We start from the raw sequence: 16,491 nt of genomic DNA, 5'->3' as shown, positions 1-16,491 counted from the left end.
CTCTTTTCCATAATACTTTAAATTTAGATTTTAGACTGAAGATTTTGGATTACTATAACTATTTACAAGCCTGTTTTTTGATTTACCTTCTCATAAACTTCTTTTACTTTATTTGGAGGATCAAAACGATATCCTATACTGAATTTCAAAGTTGATATATTATCATTCAATCGGGCTTCGGCATCACCGTTCTGAGCGAAACTAACGGTGTTTAAACTCGCAAAAGCAAAAAGATGATCTGTATTGTAGGCAAGCTTTAAATGAAAGTCTAATTGAAGCAAAGCTGAGGTTACTTTATCAATGTCATTAATTCCTGCTCCAAGCGCAATTCCAGAACCTATTAAGAATCGATCACTAATCACAAAATTGTAAAAATAGGAGGGAGCTATTGAAAAAACATAAAAGTCACCATTTGATGAATTGGGAACATCGTTTAAATTAAGATTCGTGTAGTAAAATGAAAAACTCGGAATAAAACTTCCTGAGCTTTTGGTTTGCCATTCGTTCTGATTTACTAATGTTTTATACGAGAATTTGTCGTTAAAAATATACGAGGTAGATCCGCCAATTTTTGTGGTACGCATTCGAGGAAAAGCGGCCTGAATGTTTTCGTCACTAACATAAAACCCTTTTTGATTGATAAAAGTGAAAGATTGCATCCACTTTTTATAATAAAAACGAGTATTAAAACTAAAAAGCTTAGAGTCTGAATTGTCTTTGTTTTGACTAAAGAATTTCGGTGAAAAACCAAAACTTATATCAGCAAACTGATAGCTCAAACTTACACCAAGCTGCTCTCTTCGATTTGGAGTTAATGCAAGGTATTTTTTCTTTCCTTCAGAATCAAAACCAATCTGAAAACTATTTGAAGTGTCTAAATAGTAAACACTAGTAGTGATTTTATCATCATAAGATTTAAAATAGGGGTTATGAAGCGTATCATTTTGGGCAAAACACCCAAAAACACTTCCCAAAAACACTATATAAATCAGTTTTAGATTCATTTTTTTAATTTTTAGAAACACCTCTAAATTTACAATTTAATTGTATGTCTCTATGGGTAAAATTAATATTGAGTTGAATAGATTAAATCCAGTCAACAGGATTCTCTAATACATTTATCAATTTTTCTTCAATGCTTCCTGCTTCTGCATGATGATCGTAAACCCATTGCACGTGTGGCGGTAAACTCATCAAAATACTTTCAATTCTTCCGTTGGTTCTCAAACCGAATAAAGTGCCTTTGTCATGAACCAAATTAAACTCAACATAACGACCACGGCGGATTTCCTGCCAATTTCTGTTTTCTGGAGTATATTCCAGATCTTTTCTTCTTTCCACAATCGGAACGTATGCTTCCAGGAAACTATTACCAACTTCAGTTACGAAATTGTACCAGTCTTCCATTGACATTTGTTCATTTGCTTTGCAATAATCAAAGAACAAACCGCCAATTCCGCGGGCTTCGTTTCTGTGTGCATTCCAGAAATAAGTATCACATTGTTTTTTATATTTTGGATAAAATTCCGGATTGTGTTTGTCACAAGCTGTTTTACAGGTTTGGTGAAAGTGTTTTGCATCTTCCTCAAACAAATAATAAGGCGTTAAATCCTGTCCGCCGCCAAACCATTGCTCGATTACTTTTCCAGCGTCATCATACATTTCAAAATATCGCCAATTAGCGTGCACAGTAGGAACCATCGGGTTTTTAGGATGTAAAACCAAACTTAATCCGCAGGCAAAAAAATCGGCTTCGCCAACGCCAAACATCTTTTGCATTGCTTCCGGTAATTTTCCGTGAACGGCCGAAATATTTACTCCGCCTTTCTCGAAAACGCCACCGTTTTCAATAATGCGTGTTCTTCCTCCACCGCCTTCAGGGCGTTTCCATAAATCCTCACGAAATTTTGCCGTTCCGTCAACAGTTTCTAATCCAGCGCAAATCTGGTCTTGTAACTTTTGTATGTAAGCGTAAAATTTATCTTTCATTTGTATTGTATTCTGATTTGAGTAATCCAAAATAAACAACATCTTCTAATGTTCCGTCGCTGCTTTTGAACTCTTCTCTCAATATTCCTTCTTGTTTAAAGTTATGTTTCAAAGCAACTTGCTGACTTGCTTTATTGATTTTTGAAGTACAGATAAAAACCTTGTTCATTTTCAAAGTGTTGAAACAAAAGTTCAGTGTTTCTGAAACCAATTTTGAGGTAATTCCTTTTCCTTGAAAATCTTCATCAACAAAATAACCTAATTCACATTTTGCTTTTTGGTTATCAATGCTTTTAATGCACAAGTAACCAATTAATATATTGGTTTTTATATCTCTAGGGTAAAAAAAGTATCCTTCTTTATGATTTTCCTTATCTTGGTTAAAAGCAATAAATTGCCTTGTTTTTTCGAGATCCAGGCAATGTGAAAGCGTTACTGGGAAAGTTTTTTCAATGTGGCTTTTATTCTTTTCGATGAGGTAGTAAAACTCTTCAGGAAGAATACTGTTAATCGTTTCTGTTTTCCAATCTGTAAAACCCATCTTTTTATTTGTTTTTCGCCGAAGCAATTTTAGTATTTATTCCAAAGGAGAAAACTTTGCTTTCCTGCTGTATGTATTGGTAAATAGCAAGTGCTTTTCCTAAAAAATCAAATTGTTTTTCTTGTGATAAACCAACTAGAATATCTGCAAATTGCTCCTGTTGGTTCCAATCTAAATGGCATCTTTGAAGTAGAATAATTAATTCTTCTTCGGGTATTTCAATTGTTCGTTGCAGACTTAAACCAAAATTTTTAAGTTGTTCATCTATAAGACTCGTGTCTTCAGCATTCCAAAATTTAGGCACAAAAATAAGTGCATGTAAAGTTCGGAGAGTATTCTCAATTCTGATGCTTTCTTCGTCTCTTAGGCCTTTGTTGAGCATGATCTTTAAAGTTTTCAATTGCAGTCACAGTTTTCAGTTTTGAAGTGAGACTGAAAACTGCAACTGAATACTAAATATGCTAGTTTCCGTATTCCTTAACCGCGTCAATAAACGCTTTAGCGTGATCTACAGGGATATTTGGTAAAATTCCATGACCTAAATTTACAATATATTTATCTTTTCCGAATTCGTCGATCATTTCGTGAACCATTTTCTTGATGGTAGGAATTGGAGAAAGTAATCTTGATGGATCGAAATTTCCTTGTAAAGTGATGTTTCCACCAGACAAATAACGAGCATTTCTAGCCGAGCATGTCCAGTCTACACCAAGTGCAGAGGCTTTACTTTTACCCATTTCGCCAAGAGCAAACCAACATCCTTTTCCGAAAACAATAACCGGTGTAACTTCAGCTAAAGCATCAATAATTTGGTTGATGTATTTCCATGAAAATTCCTGATAATCAACAGGAGAAAGCATTCCTCCCCAAGAATCAAAAATCTGAACGGCATCAACTCCCGATTTCACTTTTTCTTTTAAGTATAAAATGGTAGTATCTGTAATTTTTTGTAATAATGTATGTGCTGCAACAGGGTTTGAGAAACAGAATCCTTTTGCGGTATCAAAGCTTTTAGAACCTTTTCCTTCAACTGCATAGCAGAAAATTGTCCAAGGCGAACCGGCGAAACCAATTAATGGCACTTCGTCGTTCAGCATTTCTTTAGTCAATTTAATAGCGTCAAAAACATAGCCTAAAGTTTCATTCACATCTGGAACATAAACTTGATTTACCTGTTCCATTGTACGAATTGGGTCCGGAATAATTGGTCCCAAATTGTCTTTCAATTCTACGTGAATACCCATAGCGCGAGGAACTACCAGAATATCTGAAAATAAAATCGCAGCATCCGGAGCAATTCTGCGGATTGGTTGAACCGTAATTTCGGCAGCCAATTCCGGAGTTTCACATCTTGTGAAAAAATCATATTTGTCACGTAAAGCTCTAAATTCAGGTAAATATCTTCCGGCCTGACGCATCATCCATACTGGCGGACGTTGAACAGTTTCTCCTTTTAGTGCTTTTAAAAATAGGTCGTTTTTTAACATTTTTTTGTTGCTTTAGGCTTTAAGCATTAGGCTTTAAGCTTGTTTAACTATAATTTTTTTGCTTATGGCTTATTGCCTAAAGCGTATTGCTATTTATATTCTTGTAAAACATCTTCAATTACATCTTCAACCGTTGGCTGATCTGCAATAATGATGTTTTTTGTGATTTTTTCTAAAGCTTCTGCAGTGGTTTCACCAATACAAAAGCAGGTTTCTTTCTTGATAGTATTCTCTTTTAAATAACTTTCAACGCCAGAGGGACTGAAAAACAGAATAGCATCAACGGCTGTTTTTATTTTCTGAGGTGTTAATGACGTATCGTAAACCTGAATTTCATTGAATTTTATATCCGCTTCTTTTAAAGCTTTTGGTAACGTTTCTCTGCGAAGGTTTCCGCTGAAAAAAGTAAAGCTTTCACTGCGGTAAATCAAAGTGATAATTTCTGCTAAATCAGATGCATAACCCGTATAAGCCACAACATTGAATCCGCTTTCTGATAAAAGAATTTTTGTTTTTAAACCAACACAAAATACATTTTTACTTTTTAGTTGTTCAGATTTTGGATCAGATAAAACACTGTGAACAGCATTCTGACTTGTGAAAATCAAATTTTCGTTGAGGTCTTTTAATTCGAAAGGTTTATTTTGAGTTTGAATGAAATCTGTTTCCGTAACGTTCAAATTAGCATTTTCTAATGCTTGTTTTTGTTCGCCCGATAGCTTTTTTGTAGATAATATTTGAATTGATTTTGCCATTATTTTTTTAGAGATTCTTTAATAGATGCCATTAATTCGGCTCCGCCATTGTTTATAATTTCCTGAGCGGCAAAGAATCCTAGTTTTTTCCATTCTGAAATGTCAACTGTTTTTTCAATTTCCAGCTTTTGCTTTCCATCCACAGAAAGTAAAACACCTTGAAAATGTAAAGTGTCTTCATCTTCATTATATTTTACCAAAGCCCCGATTGGCGCGGTACAACCGCCTTCCAGCGTTCTTAAAAACTGACGTTCAATATATGTACAAATTTCAGTTTCAATATGGTTTAATTGCGAAAGCGCATCCAGCGTATAATTGTCATTTTCCATTGCCACAACAAGCATTGCTCCTTGTGCCGGCGCGGGAATCATCCAATCTAAATCTATAAAATTTCCTGGTTTTAGGTTAATACGCTCCAATCCTGCAGCAGCAAAAACAGCTCCGTCCCAGTTATTGTCTTGTAATTTTTGCATACGAGTGTTTACGTTTCCACGTAAATCAACTACAGTATGATTAGGGTATTTATTGAACCATTGTGCCTGGCGACGTAAACTTCCGGTCGCAATAGTACTTGGATTCGTAAAATCGGGATTTCCTTTATGTACCAAAATATCAAGAACATTTGCTCTTTCTAAAACTGCTGCCTGAACAATTCCTTTTGGTAAAGCTGTCGGAACATCTTTCATGGAATGTACTGCGATATCACAATCGCCATTAATCATGGCAATGTCTAAGGTTTTCGTAAAAATTCCAGTGATGCCAAGTTCGTATAGTGGTTTGTCAAGAATGATATCACCTTGTGATTTTACTGCAACAATTGAGGTTTTATACCCTAAATCGTTAAGTTTTTTTTCGACAGTATGTGCTTGCCAAAGTGCCAATTCGCTATCGCGAGTTCCAATTCTAATTGTTTTTTCCGCCATTATGTTGAATTTCACCTTATAAGTTATATAAGATAATTTAAGCAGTTTGGATAAAAAACTTAAATGAACTTATATAACTTATATGGTTTAAAATTTATTTAAGATGCTTTTATTTTGAAGACTTTTTCGATCCATTCGATGCTTTCATCAACCATGGTGTCGTCGTCTTTTAAGTGATTGGCAAAATGAGTAGTGATTTTCTGGATGATTCTGTTGCTGATGATTTCAGCCTGAGCTTCATTAAAATCAGCAATTTTTCGGCTTTGAAAATCTAATTCAGAAGCTTTAATCTCATTCAGTTTTTCTTTCAAAGCATTTATAGTTGGGGCAAATTTTCTTCCTTTAGTCCAGGTAACAAATTCTTCCTTAACTTCTTCAATAATTGCTTCGGCTGCCGGAATGTGTAATTTTCTGTTTTCTAAAGTTTCATCTGTCAATTGAGACAAATAATCCATGTGAATCAACGTTACACCTTCTAATTCCTCAACGTTTTCATTCACGTTTTTCGGAATAGACAAATCTAAAATCAATAAAGGCTTCTTAAGATTCAAAATTGCTTTGTCAACTGTTGGGTTTTGAGCGCCTGTAGCAACTACAACAACATCGGCTTTTTGAAGTTCTAAATGAAGTTCCGAATAATCTTTAACAATCAAATTTAGTTTTCCGGCTAATTTCTCAGCTTTATCCTTAGTTCGGTTGATTAAAGTAATATGTTCGTTTTTGGTATGTTTTACAAGATTCTCGCAAGTATTTCTTCCGATTTTTCCTGTTCCGAAAAGTAGAATGTTTTTATTTCCGATATCTTCTACATTCTTAATAATATATTGTACAGATGCAAAAGAAACCGAAGTCGCTCCAGAACTGATTTCTGTTTCGTTTTTGATCTTTTTACTCGCCTGAATTACTGCGTTTACTAGTCTTTCTAAGAAAGCATTCGCTAAATTCATAGATTTAGAATGAGCAAAGCAGGTTTTAATTTGAGATATAATTTCAAAGTCGCCTAAGATCTGACTGTCTAAACCAGTTCCTACGCGAAACATGTGATTAATGGCTTCCTGATTTTTATAAACGAATCCTACTTTCTGAAAAGCATCCACAGATCCGTTGCTATTATCGCAAATTAGCTTTATTAATTGAAAAGGGTGTTCGGCAAAACCGTAGATTTCGGTTCTGTTACAAGTCGAAGTAACAATTAGACTTTCTATTCCTTCTGTTTTAGCTTGTTCCAGTAAACGCGTTTTGGCAACTGCATCCAAACTAAATTGACCTCTGACCTCAGCATCAGCTTTTTTATAACTCAGACCAACTGAATAAAAATATAGGTGTTTCGGTACGTTATTGTTTTCCATAAATTCACTTTCATAAAAGTGCAACAAAATTATCATTATACTGTTTACAAAAGTAACGCTCAAAGTACTATTTGTGTCGCTACATGTTTTTTTGTTTCTAAACGACTGTTTTTATGCAAAAAGCATTATTTTTGTAGCAAAATCAAGTTGTTAGAATCTGTTTGTTTAGAGTCATTCTAAATAACATTTCACTTTTGCTTTGATTTTTATCTAAAAAAAATATCGCTATGAGTTCTCAGGAAATTATAAAAATTGAAGACGACTTTACGCTAATCCGCTTTCAAAACGATAGTTCAGAGCCTTTTTTTGGACAGCATGAAGTTGGTAGTGGTCTGATACAGTTTCACTTCGGGATAAAAGGGAATGCTAAATTTTTATTCAATCAAGGTAGTTATGCTTTAGATTTGAAAGAAGAAAAATCATTGCTTTTGTACAATCCACAGAAAGAATTACCGCTCAATTTAGAGTTGGCTCCAAATTCGTGGGTGATTTCAGTAATTGTTTCGATCAAGAAATTTCACGCGTTGTTTTCTGCGGAAGCAGATTATATCACTTTCTTAAGTCCGGACAATAAGGACAAAAAGTATTATAACGAAGGGAATATTAGTCCGTCGATGGCAATTGTTTTGAGTCAACTGTTTCATTATAACTTACATCCGTCCATAAAAAACCTTTATTATAAAGGAAAAGGATATGAATTGTTGAGTTTGTATTTTAATAGAACCGAAGACCCAAACGCAGAACAATGTCCGTTTTTGATTGATGAAGATAATGTTTTGAAGATCAGAAAAGCCAAAGAAATTATCATCGCAAATATGGCTGAACCGCCTGGATTACAAGAGTTGGCAGATGAAATTGGTTTGAATTTGAAGAAACTCAAAATGGGTTTCAAACAAATCTATGGCGACACAGTTTACGGTTTTCTATTTGATTATAAAATGGATTTCGCCCGAAAACTTCTTGACAGCGGATCTTATAATGTAAACGAAGTAGGGCTGAAAATTGGTTACAGCACCGGAAGTCATTTTATCGCGGCATTCAAGAAGAAGTTTGCTACGACTCCTAAAAAATATCTGATGTCGATTAATACGAATGTATAGTTTGCCACGAATTTCACGAATTTGCACCAATTAATTATCTGCGAAAATCTGTTAAACCCGTTAAATCAGTGTGCCAATATCTAGAAATCAATTTTCGATATTCAACAATAAATAAAAAGTAACATTTATCATATTTCTAAAAAGTAACAAGCAATACTTTTGACGAAATTTTTAAAAACAAATTAAATGCTTAAAGCCTCGAGCTTAAAGCCTAAAGCAAAGAATAAATGAAAGGCGTATTATTAGTAAACTTAGGATCTCCAGAAAGTCCTGAACCAAAAGATGTAAAACCGTATTTAGACGAATTTTTAATGGATAAATACGTAATTGATGTTCCGTATTTGTTAAGAGCCTTTTTAGTTCGTGGTATTATTTTAAGAAAAAGACCGGAAGAATCAGCGCACGCTTACGCGAAAATTTGGTGGGAAGAAGGTTCTCCGTTAGTGGTTCTTTCTGAAAGAATGCAAAAGAAAGTACAACCTTTAGTAAATGTTCCAGTTGCTTTGGCAATGCGCTACGGAAGTATGACTATTGAAAAAGGACTTCAGGAATTACACGATAAAGGTGTTACTGAAGTATTGCTTTTTCCTTTATATCCGCAATATGCGATGGCTTCTACTTTGACTATTTTGGTTAAAGTCGAAGAAATCCGTAAAAAGAAATTTCCACAAATGACTTTTACAGATGTTCCGGCGTTTTATAATAAACCGGATTATATCAAGAATTTAGCAGATTCAATTCAGAAACATTTAATTGGATTTGATTATGATCATTTATTATTTTCATACCACGGAATCCCGGAACGCCATATTCGCAAAACCGATGTAACGAAATCACATTGTAAAATTGACGGTTCTTGTTGTAACACACCTTCGCCTGCGCACGATTTTTGTTACCGTCACCAATGTTACGAAACTACAAGACAAGTCGTTAAATTATTAGGACTTCCTGAAGATAAATACAGCCTTACTTTTCAATCTCGTTTAGCGGGAGACAAATGGTTAGAGCCTTATACTGATGTTGAAATCGACAAAATGCCTGGAAAAGGAATCAAGAATTTAGCCGTTGTAACACCAGCTTTTGTATCTGATTGTTTAGAAACTTTAGAAGAAATCGCGATGCGCGCCAAAGAAGATTTCGAAGCAAAAGGAGGTGAGAATTTCTTAGCAATTCCGTGTTTGAATGATGATGATGCATGGTGTCAGACTGTAAGTAACTGGATTAACGATTGGGCTAAATAATAATACGTTTATATAAATGAATAAGATTAAATACTTTTCGGTTTTGTTTTTCGCCTTGGCGATTTTAGTTGGATGTAAAAAAAGAGACACTTTCGCCAATAATAGTTTTTTTGATAAAACATTTAATTGGACCATTTCAATTCCAGATGATTACGAAAAAGTGAATCATGATGAAAAAGGTAATATTAAAGGAGATTCGACTTTAGTTAAAAAGACACATTCTATAGTTGCTTTTAAAAGAGATGCAGCGAATTATTTTTCAGCAAATTACGAAGATTATTCCGGTGATATTCGTTCTGTCGATCTAAAGATGAAGTTAAAAGATTTTCTTCTTTTAAAAGATATTGGCCGTATTTATCCAAAAGGTAAAATGGGAGATTACGTAGTAGGTGCAGAGAGTATTTCAGGTTTGGAATTTAGAAAATCTCAAATTACAGTAACTGAAGAAGGAAAAACGGTTGCGACAATACTGATTTTTTCAAGAACTTTTAACGATAAAATCTTCGTTGCTTCAATCGTATACGAAAATGAAGATTATGGGAAAGCTATGACCGATCTTTTTGTACAATCTACATTCAAAAAATAAATGGAATATTACAACTACTTAAAATCATTGCATCTTATTTTTGTAATTACTTGGTTTGCAGGTTTGTTTTATATTGTGCGCTTATTTGTGTACCAAATTGAAGCCAACGAAAAGCCTTCTCCTGAAAAGGAAATTTTACAAGCGCAATACAAAATAATGGCCTACCGTTTGTGGTATATTATTACTTGGCCTTCAGCAATTTTAGCCAGTATTTTTGCTTTTTGGATGTTGTTTTTTACAGATTTAGGAAACGCCTGGCTCAAAATGCCCTGGATGCACGTTAAGTTGTGTTTTGTTTTCTTACTGTATTTGTATCATCTAAAATGCCATCAAATATTCAAACAATTGCAAAATGATGAGGTAAAATATTCCAACAATTTCATGCGTTTATGGAATGAAGGAGCTACAATTATATTATTTGCCGTTGTGTTTTTAGTAATCCTAAAAAGTGCCATCAACTGGATTTTCGGCGTAATCGGAATTATTTTATTCTCGGTTTTAATAATGTTAGGCTTTAGATTTTACAAACGAATTCGCGAAAGAAAATAGTTTTTTTAGTTTCAAGTTTCAGGTTTCCAATCGCGACGAAACCTGAAACTTGAAACCTGAAACAAACAAAACAAAAACTATGTTTAACAACTTCAAAATGTCGATGCTTTCTCTTCGTGTTAGGATATTCCTTTCGATGATTGTATTGATTGTTGTGGCATCTTTTTTATTGGCTTCCATATCGATTATTCAGTTTAAGAATGAAGCCAAAGAATATCATCAGGAACGTCTCGAACGAAAAGAAAATGCAGTAAAGGAACATATCAATTATGTGCTTTCTACTACAACATATCCTTTAAAAACGGCCAATTTAGATTTGATTTTTAAAGATAAAATCCACGAATTAGCGCAGATTCATAAAATCGAAATCAATATTTATAGCCTTGACGGAAAACTACTAAAATCATCCAAAGAATCTTTTGCGGTTGATAAAGTAGCGCCGCCGGTTCCGGATTATATCTTGAAATTAGTGCGTTCTTCAATTGAAAAGCGTTTTGTAGATATTAAAACCATCGATGGAGTCAAAAATAGATCTTCGTATAGTTTAATTAAAGACGAAAAATTCAAACCACTTGGGATTTTGAATCTTCCGTATTTAGAAGACGACGGTTATTATGACAACGAGTTGAATACTTTCCTGATTCGATTAAGTCAGGTATATTCGTTTATGTTGGTTGTGGCTTTTGCATTAGCCTATTTCCTTTCGACATATATCACAAAATCACTGAAAACCATTTCAGACAGATTGGAAGAAACCAATTTAGATCAGAAAAACGAGAAAATCGTATTAGAAGCCAATAGTAAAGAAGTTAACTTCCTGATAAAGGCTTATAACGGAATGGTGGATAAATTAGAAACCAGCGCCATAAAACTAGCCCAAAGTGAACGTGAAGAAGCCTGGCGTGAAATGGCGAAACAAGTAGCACACGAAATTAAAAATCCGCTTACGCCGATGAGGTTAACGGTTCAGAGTTTTCAACGAAAGTTTGACCCGACAGCTCCGGACGTAAAGCAGAAATTAAACGATTACTCTGAAACTCTAATTCAGCAAATTGATACGATGACGGCAGTAGCTTCGGCATTTTCGAATTTTGCATCGATGCCGGCACAACAGAACGAAACCTTAAATGTGGTTGAGGTTGTGGAGCTTGCTTTGGATATTTTCAACGAAGATTATATTGTTTTCGAAAGTGAAGAAGAAGAAATCATTTCAAAAATGGATCGTACGCAACTGATTCGTGTCATTACCAATTTGGTTAAAAATGCAACTCAGGCGATTCCGGAAAGTCAATTTCACAAATCAATCGTGGTTAAGGTAAAACGTAGGAATAACAATGTTGAAATTGCGGTAAAAGACAACGGAATTGGAATACAAAAACAAGATATCAGTAGAATATTCGAACCAAAATTCACCACTAAAACCAGTGGAATGGGACTTGGTCTCGGAATTATAAAAAACATTATAGAAAATTACAAAGGAACAATTACCTTTGAATCAACTTACGGAAAAGGAACCACTTTTAGAGTTTCTTTACCTATCACAAACTCATAAAACCAGCGTCATGAACTACGAAAATCTTTTAATTTCAATTGAAGAAAAAATTGCAACCGTAACCATTAATCGTCCTACAAAATTAAATGCTTTAAACAAAGCTACGATCAGCGACTTGAGTAAAGCAGTTAAATTATTAAGTAAAAATGATGATGTTCGTGTTATTATAATCACTGGAAGCGGCGAAAAAGCATTTGTTGCCGGAGCCGATATTTCGGAATTTGCAAATTATACTATTGTCGAAGGCGCACAATTAGCTGCTGAAGGACAAGAAAGCTTATTTGATTTTATCGAAAATTTAAAGAAACCCGTAATTGCTGCCGTAAATGGTTTCGCTTTAGGCGGAGGATTAGAATTGGCAATGGCATGTCATTTTAGAGTAGCATCAGATAATGCAAAAATGGGATTGCCGGAAGTAACTCTAGGATTGATTCCGGGTTACGGAGGAACACAGCGTTTGCCGCAATTAGTAGGGAAAGGCCGTGCAATGGAAATGATTATGACTGCGGCGATGATTTCTGCCGATGAAGCAAAACAATACGGTTTGGTAAATCATGTTGTGCCTCAGGCTGAACTTCTTGAATTTGCAAACGGAATTGCTCAAAAAATCATTAAAAACGCTCCTTTTGCAATAAGTAAAGCGATAAAAGCAATTAATGCCAATTATACTGACGGTAAAAATGGTTTTGATACCGAGATAAAATCATTCGGAAAATGTTTCGGAACTCAGGATTTTAAAGAAGGAACAACTGCATTTTTAGAAAAAAGAAAAGCAGAGTTTACAGGAAAATAAATTTTCTTAACCACAAAGTTCGCAAGGAATTACGGTAGGTTCGCAAAGTTTTTTAAATTTCCTTGTGTCCTTTGCGTAAATCTTAGCGAACTTTGCGGTTAAATAATATACAAAGGTTTTAAAAACTTAGAACCTTAGCATCTCAGAACCTTAGCATCTAAAAAAATGTACGAACCAATATTTGCTCTTTTTTGCGAACGCGTTAAAGAAAGCATTCAAGCTGGCACTTTTGCCAAATTAACCCTGGCGAAAACCATGGGCGATACCGAGATCAAGAACATTTATTTCCGTTTAGTTTTAAACGAAGATAATACCTATTCGATTTCGTTAACAACACGTTATAAAACCGAAGAAATAGAAAGTATTCATACTTTAGATGAAGCTTTAATGGTTTTAGGAACTTATATTAAAAATCCGTTTTTGACGGCACTTTTGTTTACGACTGATAATGATATAACATTCAAAGTAAATAAAAAGAACGCTGGAAGTATCATTGAACAGGAACCGACTTTTAAGAATGCATCTCCGGTAATGCTTGAAATGATAGAGAAGGGGATAGTTTAGTAATTTTAATTTTTAGGAGCTAATCCCGCACCCGAGCCTGAAAGTGCGAACTGGCGAAGCAATCCGTTACAAACGAAGTTCACTGAACTCCAAATTAAAATAAATGCACAGTGAAGTAATCTTTTATGGCGAACCCCGCCACAAAAGGATTTTCACTTCTATCGGGGCTATGGAGTTGGTTTCAAAAGAATGTTTATCGCCGAGTTTGTCATTTCGACGTAAGGAGAAATCCTCGCAAGTAACTCCGCAACAACAATCCAATCTTTGTCGAGCTTCTCGTGAGGATTTCTCCTTACGTCGAAATGACAATATTGTGTTATTTTCGACGGATTAAATCTTCCTAAATCAAAAAAAGTAAAATCTTCGTGTTCCTCTGCGGAAAGTCTCTGGTGAATCTTTGCGGAATAACTAGCTAAACCAACTTCACAAACAAATTAGAGGCAATCTTATTAGATATAGACAATTCTCTACCATCAACTTTAATTTTTACCGATAAATCGAAGCTTTCTTTAGACAAAAACTCGATTTTAGAACCCAAAGCAATTTCTTGTTTGTCCAGATACTTGAGGAATTCTGATGAAGTGTCTTTCACACCAACGCAAACGCCGGTTTGATGTTCTGTTAATTCAGAAAGTAAGTGTTTTTCGATTTTAACGATTCTTCCATTTGCATCCGGAATTGGATCTCCATGCGGATCTTCGGTAGGATTTCCAAGAAAATCATCCAGACGGTTAATCAATTGTTCTGATTTGATATGTTCTAATTGCTCAGCAATATCGTGAACTTCATCCCAGCTAAAATTCAGTTTTTCAACCAAAAACACTTCCCATAAACGATGCTTTCTAACAATCATTTTAGCCGCTAGTTTGCCGTTTTCAGTCAAAGAAACACCTTGGTATTTTTTATAATTCACCAAATCTTTTTCCGATAGCTTTTTAAGCATATCCGTAACGGATGAAGCTTTGGTTTCCATCATTTCGGCAATAGCATTGGTGCTCACTTCAGCGTCATTCGATGCCGTAAGGTGATATATTGATTTTAGATAATTTTCTTCTGAGAAAGTCATTTTTTTTATTTTTGAGGCTCAAAGCTACAAAGTCACAAAGGTTCAGAGTTTTCAAACCTTTGTCGCTTTGCACCTCTGAACCTTTGCCCCTCTAAAAGAGCCTTTATTTAACAATCAACAAAGGTATTGAAATTTTATGTCTCAATTTGTCTACTGTTGTACCAAACAAAATATCTTTTAAGCCAGTGTGGCCATGAGTTCCCATTACTAAAATATCAAAATTACCACGGTTGATAATCTTCGGAATCACATTGTTAGCTTTTCCAAAACCAAGTTCGGTTTCGATTTTGAAGCCCTTCTGCGAAAGCATATTCTTATATTCTAATAATAATTTTTCGTCGATTGTAGTTTCATGGTCTTCAATATTCTCTCCGTAGACTAATGCACCAACAGTTTCAACAATGTGAATTAAGGTGTATTGCGCGTCTATTCCGCCAAGTTCTAAGGCATTATTTAGTGCAGCTTCATCGGCTTTAGAAAAGTCTACAGAAATCGCTATATTTTTCTTGCTGTAGCTCTCCTTTGGTGTGTATTGTAATTTTAAATGATGAGGTGAGTGGTTTTCGATATTCGATTTTGCTCTTGCTATAAAAGGTTTTGCAATGATGTATAACAGTAAAGCAAGGAAGCTAAAAGCAAGCGGAACAACTGTCAGCCAAAGCACAGTTGGATTACTTGAGTTTTCTAACCAGGAACTGATTTCATCATAAACCAATTTGGCATTAAGAGAAACAATGATCGAAGCAATTATCCAGGCCACAATTTGAGTGGTTCGCGAGATATGAAACCCTTTCATTTTGGTTTTATCACTCACAAAATGAATCAGCGGGATAATCGCGAAACCTAATTGTAAACTCAAAATAACCTGACTCAGGATTAAAAGTTTTCCCGTAACGCTTTCTCCATAAATTAAAATCACAATAACCGCCGGAACAATGGCAATTAAACGTGTGATAATACGACGAACCCAAGGCTGAATACGTAAATTCAGATAACCTTCCATCACGATTTGTCCGGCTAAAGTTCCTGTTACTGTCGAACTTTGCCCGGCAGCGATCAAAGCAACCGCAAATAATATCGGTGCCCATTTAGTTCCTAATAAAGGTTCGAGAAATTTATGAGCATCCTGAATTTCGGCAACTTCGAACATTCCATTTTTGTAAAATGTGGCTGCAGCCAAAATTAAAATAGCAGCGTTTACAAAAAAGGCTAAGTTTAAAGCAATTGTCGAATCGATAAAGTTGTATTTCAAGGCTTGTTTGATTCCCGCGGGAGTTCTGTCGAATTTGCGGGTTTGCACCAAAGAGGAATGCAAATACAAGTTGTGTGGCATTACCGTAGCACCAATAATCCCGATTGCGATGTATAAAGCGGCAGAACTTGGAATTGACGGAACCAAACCGTAAATCACTTTGTCCAGTTCTGGTTCAGCAAAAATCATTTCGAAAATGAAAGAAAATCCAATGATAGCAACCAAAACTATAATAAAAGCTTCCATTTTTCGGATACCTTTATTAATTAAAAACAATAGTAAGAAAGTATCTAAAACGGTAATCAAAACACCTTCAATTAATGGAATATCAAAAAGTAAATTGATTCCAATTGCCATTCCCAGAACTTCGGCCAAATCACAAGCCGCGATGGCAATTTCGGCCAAAAAGTATAGAATGTAGTTGATAAATCTCGAGTATGTTTCTCGTGAGGCTTGCGCCAAATCACGTTGCGTTACGATTCCGAGTCTTGCGCTTAAGCTTTGAAGCAGCAAAGCCATTAAGTTGCTCATTAATAAAACCCAAAGCAATGAATACCCAAACTGACTACCTCCGGCAATGTCTGTCGCCCAGTTTCCCGGGTCCATATAACCTACGCTTACTAAATATGCCGGGCCTAAAAAGGCTAATATTTTTCTGAATCCTGTTTTTTTATGCTGTGTCGCAACCGATTGATGAACTTCTTCTAAGGATTTACCCATTGTAAAAATGTTGTTTTAGCAAAT

Annotated in this window: 17 protein-coding genes; 7 read left to right on the top strand and 10 right to left on the bottom strand. The window is 35.0% G+C overall.

Annotation, left to right across the window (positions count from 1 at the left end; genetic code table 11):
- Positions 1 to 62: 62 nt before the first annotated feature.
- The 8 genes from LPB88_RS06345 to hemA all read right to left on the bottom strand — a co-directional run bounded on the left by LPB88_RS06345 (position 63) and on the right by hemA (position 7,044).
- A complete protein-coding gene (locus LPB88_RS06345) occupies positions 63 to 1,004 on the bottom strand; it encodes a DUF4421 family protein (protein WP_230713704.1) in 942 nt (313 codons plus the stop codon).
- Between the two features lie 82 nt (positions 1,005 to 1,086).
- The gene (gene hemF / locus LPB88_RS06340) at positions 1,087 to 1,989 is read right to left on the bottom strand and encodes an oxygen-dependent coproporphyrinogen oxidase (protein WP_230713702.1); all 903 of its coding nucleotides are present in this window, start codon (positions 1,987 to 1,989) and stop codon (positions 1,087 to 1,089) included.
- A complete protein-coding gene (locus LPB88_RS06335) occupies positions 1,979 to 2,530 on the bottom strand; it encodes a GNAT family N-acetyltransferase (protein WP_230713700.1) in 552 nt (183 codons plus the stop codon). Before LPB88_RS06335 ends, hemF begins: the two co-directional genes overlap by 11 nt.
- A 4-nt stretch (positions 2,531 to 2,534) precedes the next feature.
- Positions 2,535 to 2,912 carry a hypothetical protein gene (locus LPB88_RS06330; protein ID WP_230713698.1) on the bottom strand — a complete coding sequence of 126 codons (378 nt, stop codon included), beginning with the start codon at positions 2,910 to 2,912 and terminating at the stop codon, positions 2,535 to 2,537.
- Positions 2,913 to 2,991: 79 nt separating this feature from the next.
- Positions 2,992 to 4,017, bottom strand: coding sequence for a uroporphyrinogen decarboxylase (gene hemE, locus LPB88_RS06325; protein WP_230713696.1), 1,026 nt, complete (start codon positions 4,015 to 4,017; stop codon positions 2,992 to 2,994).
- Positions 4,018 to 4,106: 89 nt separating this feature from the next.
- On the bottom strand, positions 4,107 to 4,772 hold the full coding sequence (locus LPB88_RS06320) for a uroporphyrinogen-III synthase (RefSeq protein WP_230713694.1): 666 nt from the start codon (positions 4,770 to 4,772) through the stop codon (positions 4,107 to 4,109).
- Complete coding sequence (hemC, locus tag LPB88_RS06315; protein ID WP_089354062.1) at positions 4,772 to 5,695, bottom strand: hydroxymethylbilane synthase; 924 nt, start codon at positions 5,693 to 5,695, stop codon at positions 4,772 to 4,774. Before hemC ends, LPB88_RS06320 begins: the two co-directional genes overlap by 1 nt.
- 98 nt (positions 5,696 to 5,793) lie before the next feature.
- Positions 5,794 to 7,044, bottom strand: a complete 1,251-nt coding sequence (hemA, locus tag LPB88_RS06310; RefSeq protein WP_230713692.1) for a glutamyl-tRNA reductase — start codon at positions 7,042 to 7,044, stop codon at positions 5,794 to 5,796.
- A gap of 227 nt (positions 7,045 to 7,271) precedes the next feature.
- Between hemA and LPB88_RS06305 the strand changes: the two genes are divergently transcribed.
- The 7 genes from LPB88_RS06305 (at position 7,272) to LPB88_RS06275 (ending at position 13,429) form a co-directional block, all read left to right on the top strand.
- Complete coding sequence (locus LPB88_RS06305) at positions 7,272 to 8,144, top strand: AraC family transcriptional regulator (RefSeq protein WP_056247889.1); 873 nt, start codon at positions 7,272 to 7,274, stop codon at positions 8,142 to 8,144.
- A gap of 227 nt (positions 8,145 to 8,371) precedes the next feature.
- The gene (gene hemH, locus LPB88_RS06300; RefSeq protein ID WP_230713689.1) at positions 8,372 to 9,385 is read left to right on the top strand and encodes a ferrochelatase; all 1,014 of its coding nucleotides are present in this window, start codon (positions 8,372 to 8,374) and stop codon (positions 9,383 to 9,385) included.
- A 16-nt stretch (positions 9,386 to 9,401) separates the two neighbouring features.
- The gene (locus LPB88_RS06295; RefSeq protein WP_230713682.1) at positions 9,402 to 9,971 is read left to right on the top strand and encodes a hypothetical protein; all 570 of its coding nucleotides are present in this window, start codon (positions 9,402 to 9,404) and stop codon (positions 9,969 to 9,971) included.
- Positions 9,972 to 10,520 carry a CopD family protein gene (locus tag LPB88_RS06290; RefSeq protein WP_230713680.1) on the top strand — a complete coding sequence of 183 codons (549 nt, stop codon included), beginning with the start codon at positions 9,972 to 9,974 and terminating at the stop codon, positions 10,518 to 10,520.
- 136 nt (positions 10,521 to 10,656) lie between these two features.
- The gene (locus tag LPB88_RS06285; protein ID WP_230714297.1) at positions 10,657 to 12,072 is read left to right on the top strand and encodes a HAMP domain-containing sensor histidine kinase; all 1,416 of its coding nucleotides are present in this window, start codon (positions 10,657 to 10,659) and stop codon (positions 12,070 to 12,072) included.
- 10 nt (positions 12,073 to 12,082) lie between these two features.
- On the top strand, positions 12,083 to 12,865 hold the full coding sequence (locus LPB88_RS06280) for an enoyl-CoA hydratase/isomerase family protein (protein WP_230713673.1): 783 nt from the start codon (positions 12,083 to 12,085) through the stop codon (positions 12,863 to 12,865).
- Positions 12,866 to 13,030: 165 nt separating this feature from the next.
- On the top strand, positions 13,031 to 13,429 hold the full coding sequence (locus LPB88_RS06275) for a hypothetical protein (RefSeq protein WP_230713670.1): 399 nt from the start codon (positions 13,031 to 13,033) through the stop codon (positions 13,427 to 13,429).
- A gap of 412 nt (positions 13,430 to 13,841) precedes the next feature.
- Here LPB88_RS06275 and LPB88_RS06270 read toward each other — a convergent pair whose 3' ends face one another.
- Both LPB88_RS06270 and LPB88_RS06265 read right to left on the bottom strand, forming a co-directional pair.
- Complete coding sequence (locus tag LPB88_RS06270; protein ID WP_230713668.1) at positions 13,842 to 14,495, bottom strand: metal-dependent transcriptional regulator; 654 nt, start codon at positions 14,493 to 14,495, stop codon at positions 13,842 to 13,844.
- Positions 14,496 to 14,598: 103 nt separating this feature from the next.
- Positions 14,599 to 16,467 (bottom strand): Nramp family divalent metal transporter, encoded by a 1,869-nt coding sequence (locus LPB88_RS06265; RefSeq protein WP_230713667.1) that lies wholly within the window; start codon positions 16,465 to 16,467, stop codon positions 14,599 to 14,601.
- Positions 16,468 to 16,491: the final 24 nt, after the last annotated feature.

The organism is Flavobacterium sp. JAS, assembly GCF_020991455.1.
In the GTDB taxonomy this organism is placed as follows: domain Bacteria; phylum Bacteroidota; class Bacteroidia; order Flavobacteriales; family Flavobacteriaceae; genus Flavobacterium.
This window is presented reverse-complemented; position numbering and strand designations above follow the sequence as displayed.

Excerpts from the sequence above, each read along its gene's own strand:
- LPB88_RS06330 (WP_230713698.1), bottom strand. The coding sequence starts at position 2,912 with ATGCTCAACAAAGGCCTAAGAGACGAAGAAAGCATCAGAATTGAGAAT.
- hemH (WP_230713689.1), top strand. The coding sequence starts at position 8,372 with ATGAAAGGCGTATTATTAGTAAACTTAGGATCTCCAGAAAGTCCTGAA.
- hemE (WP_230713696.1), bottom strand. The coding sequence starts at position 4,017 with ATGTTAAAAAACGACCTATTTTTAAAAGCACTAAAAGGAGAAACTGTT.
- hemC (WP_089354062.1), bottom strand. The coding sequence starts at position 5,695 with ATGGCGGAAAAAACAATTAGAATTGGAACTCGCGATAGCGAATTGGCA.
- LPB88_RS06285 (WP_230714297.1), top strand. The coding sequence starts at position 10,657 with ATGATTGTATTGATTGTTGTGGCATCTTTTTTATTGGCTTCCATATCG.
- LPB88_RS06275 (WP_230713670.1), top strand. The coding sequence starts at position 13,031 with ATGTACGAACCAATATTTGCTCTTTTTTGCGAACGCGTTAAAGAAAGC.
- hemA (WP_230713692.1), bottom strand. The coding sequence starts at position 7,044 with ATGGAAAACAATAACGTACCGAAACACCTATATTTTTATTCAGTTGGT.
- hemF (WP_230713702.1), bottom strand. The coding sequence starts at position 1,989 with ATGAAAGATAAATTTTACGCTTACATACAAAAGTTACAAGACCAGATT.
- LPB88_RS06305 (WP_056247889.1), top strand. The coding sequence starts at position 7,272 with ATGAGTTCTCAGGAAATTATAAAAATTGAAGACGACTTTACGCTAATC.
- LPB88_RS06265 (WP_230713667.1), bottom strand. The coding sequence starts at position 16,467 with ATGGGTAAATCCTTAGAAGAAGTTCATCAATCGGTTGCGACACAGCAT.
- LPB88_RS06290 (WP_230713680.1), top strand. The coding sequence starts at position 9,972 with ATGGAATATTACAACTACTTAAAATCATTGCATCTTATTTTTGTAATT.
- LPB88_RS06280 (WP_230713673.1), top strand. The coding sequence starts at position 12,083 with ATGAACTACGAAAATCTTTTAATTTCAATTGAAGAAAAAATTGCAACC.
- LPB88_RS06335 (WP_230713700.1), bottom strand. The coding sequence starts at position 2,530 with ATGGGTTTTACAGATTGGAAAACAGAAACGATTAACAGTATTCTTCCT.
- LPB88_RS06320 (WP_230713694.1), bottom strand. The coding sequence starts at position 4,772 with ATGGCAAAATCAATTCAAATATTATCTACAAAAAAGCTATCGGGCGAA.
- LPB88_RS06270 (WP_230713668.1), bottom strand. The coding sequence starts at position 14,495 with ATGACTTTCTCAGAAGAAAATTATCTAAAATCAATATATCACCTTACG.
- LPB88_RS06295 (WP_230713682.1), top strand. The coding sequence starts at position 9,402 with ATGAATAAGATTAAATACTTTTCGGTTTTGTTTTTCGCCTTGGCGATT.
- LPB88_RS06345 (WP_230713704.1), bottom strand. The coding sequence starts at position 1,004 with ATGAATCTAAAACTGATTTATATAGTGTTTTTGGGAAGTGTTTTTGGG.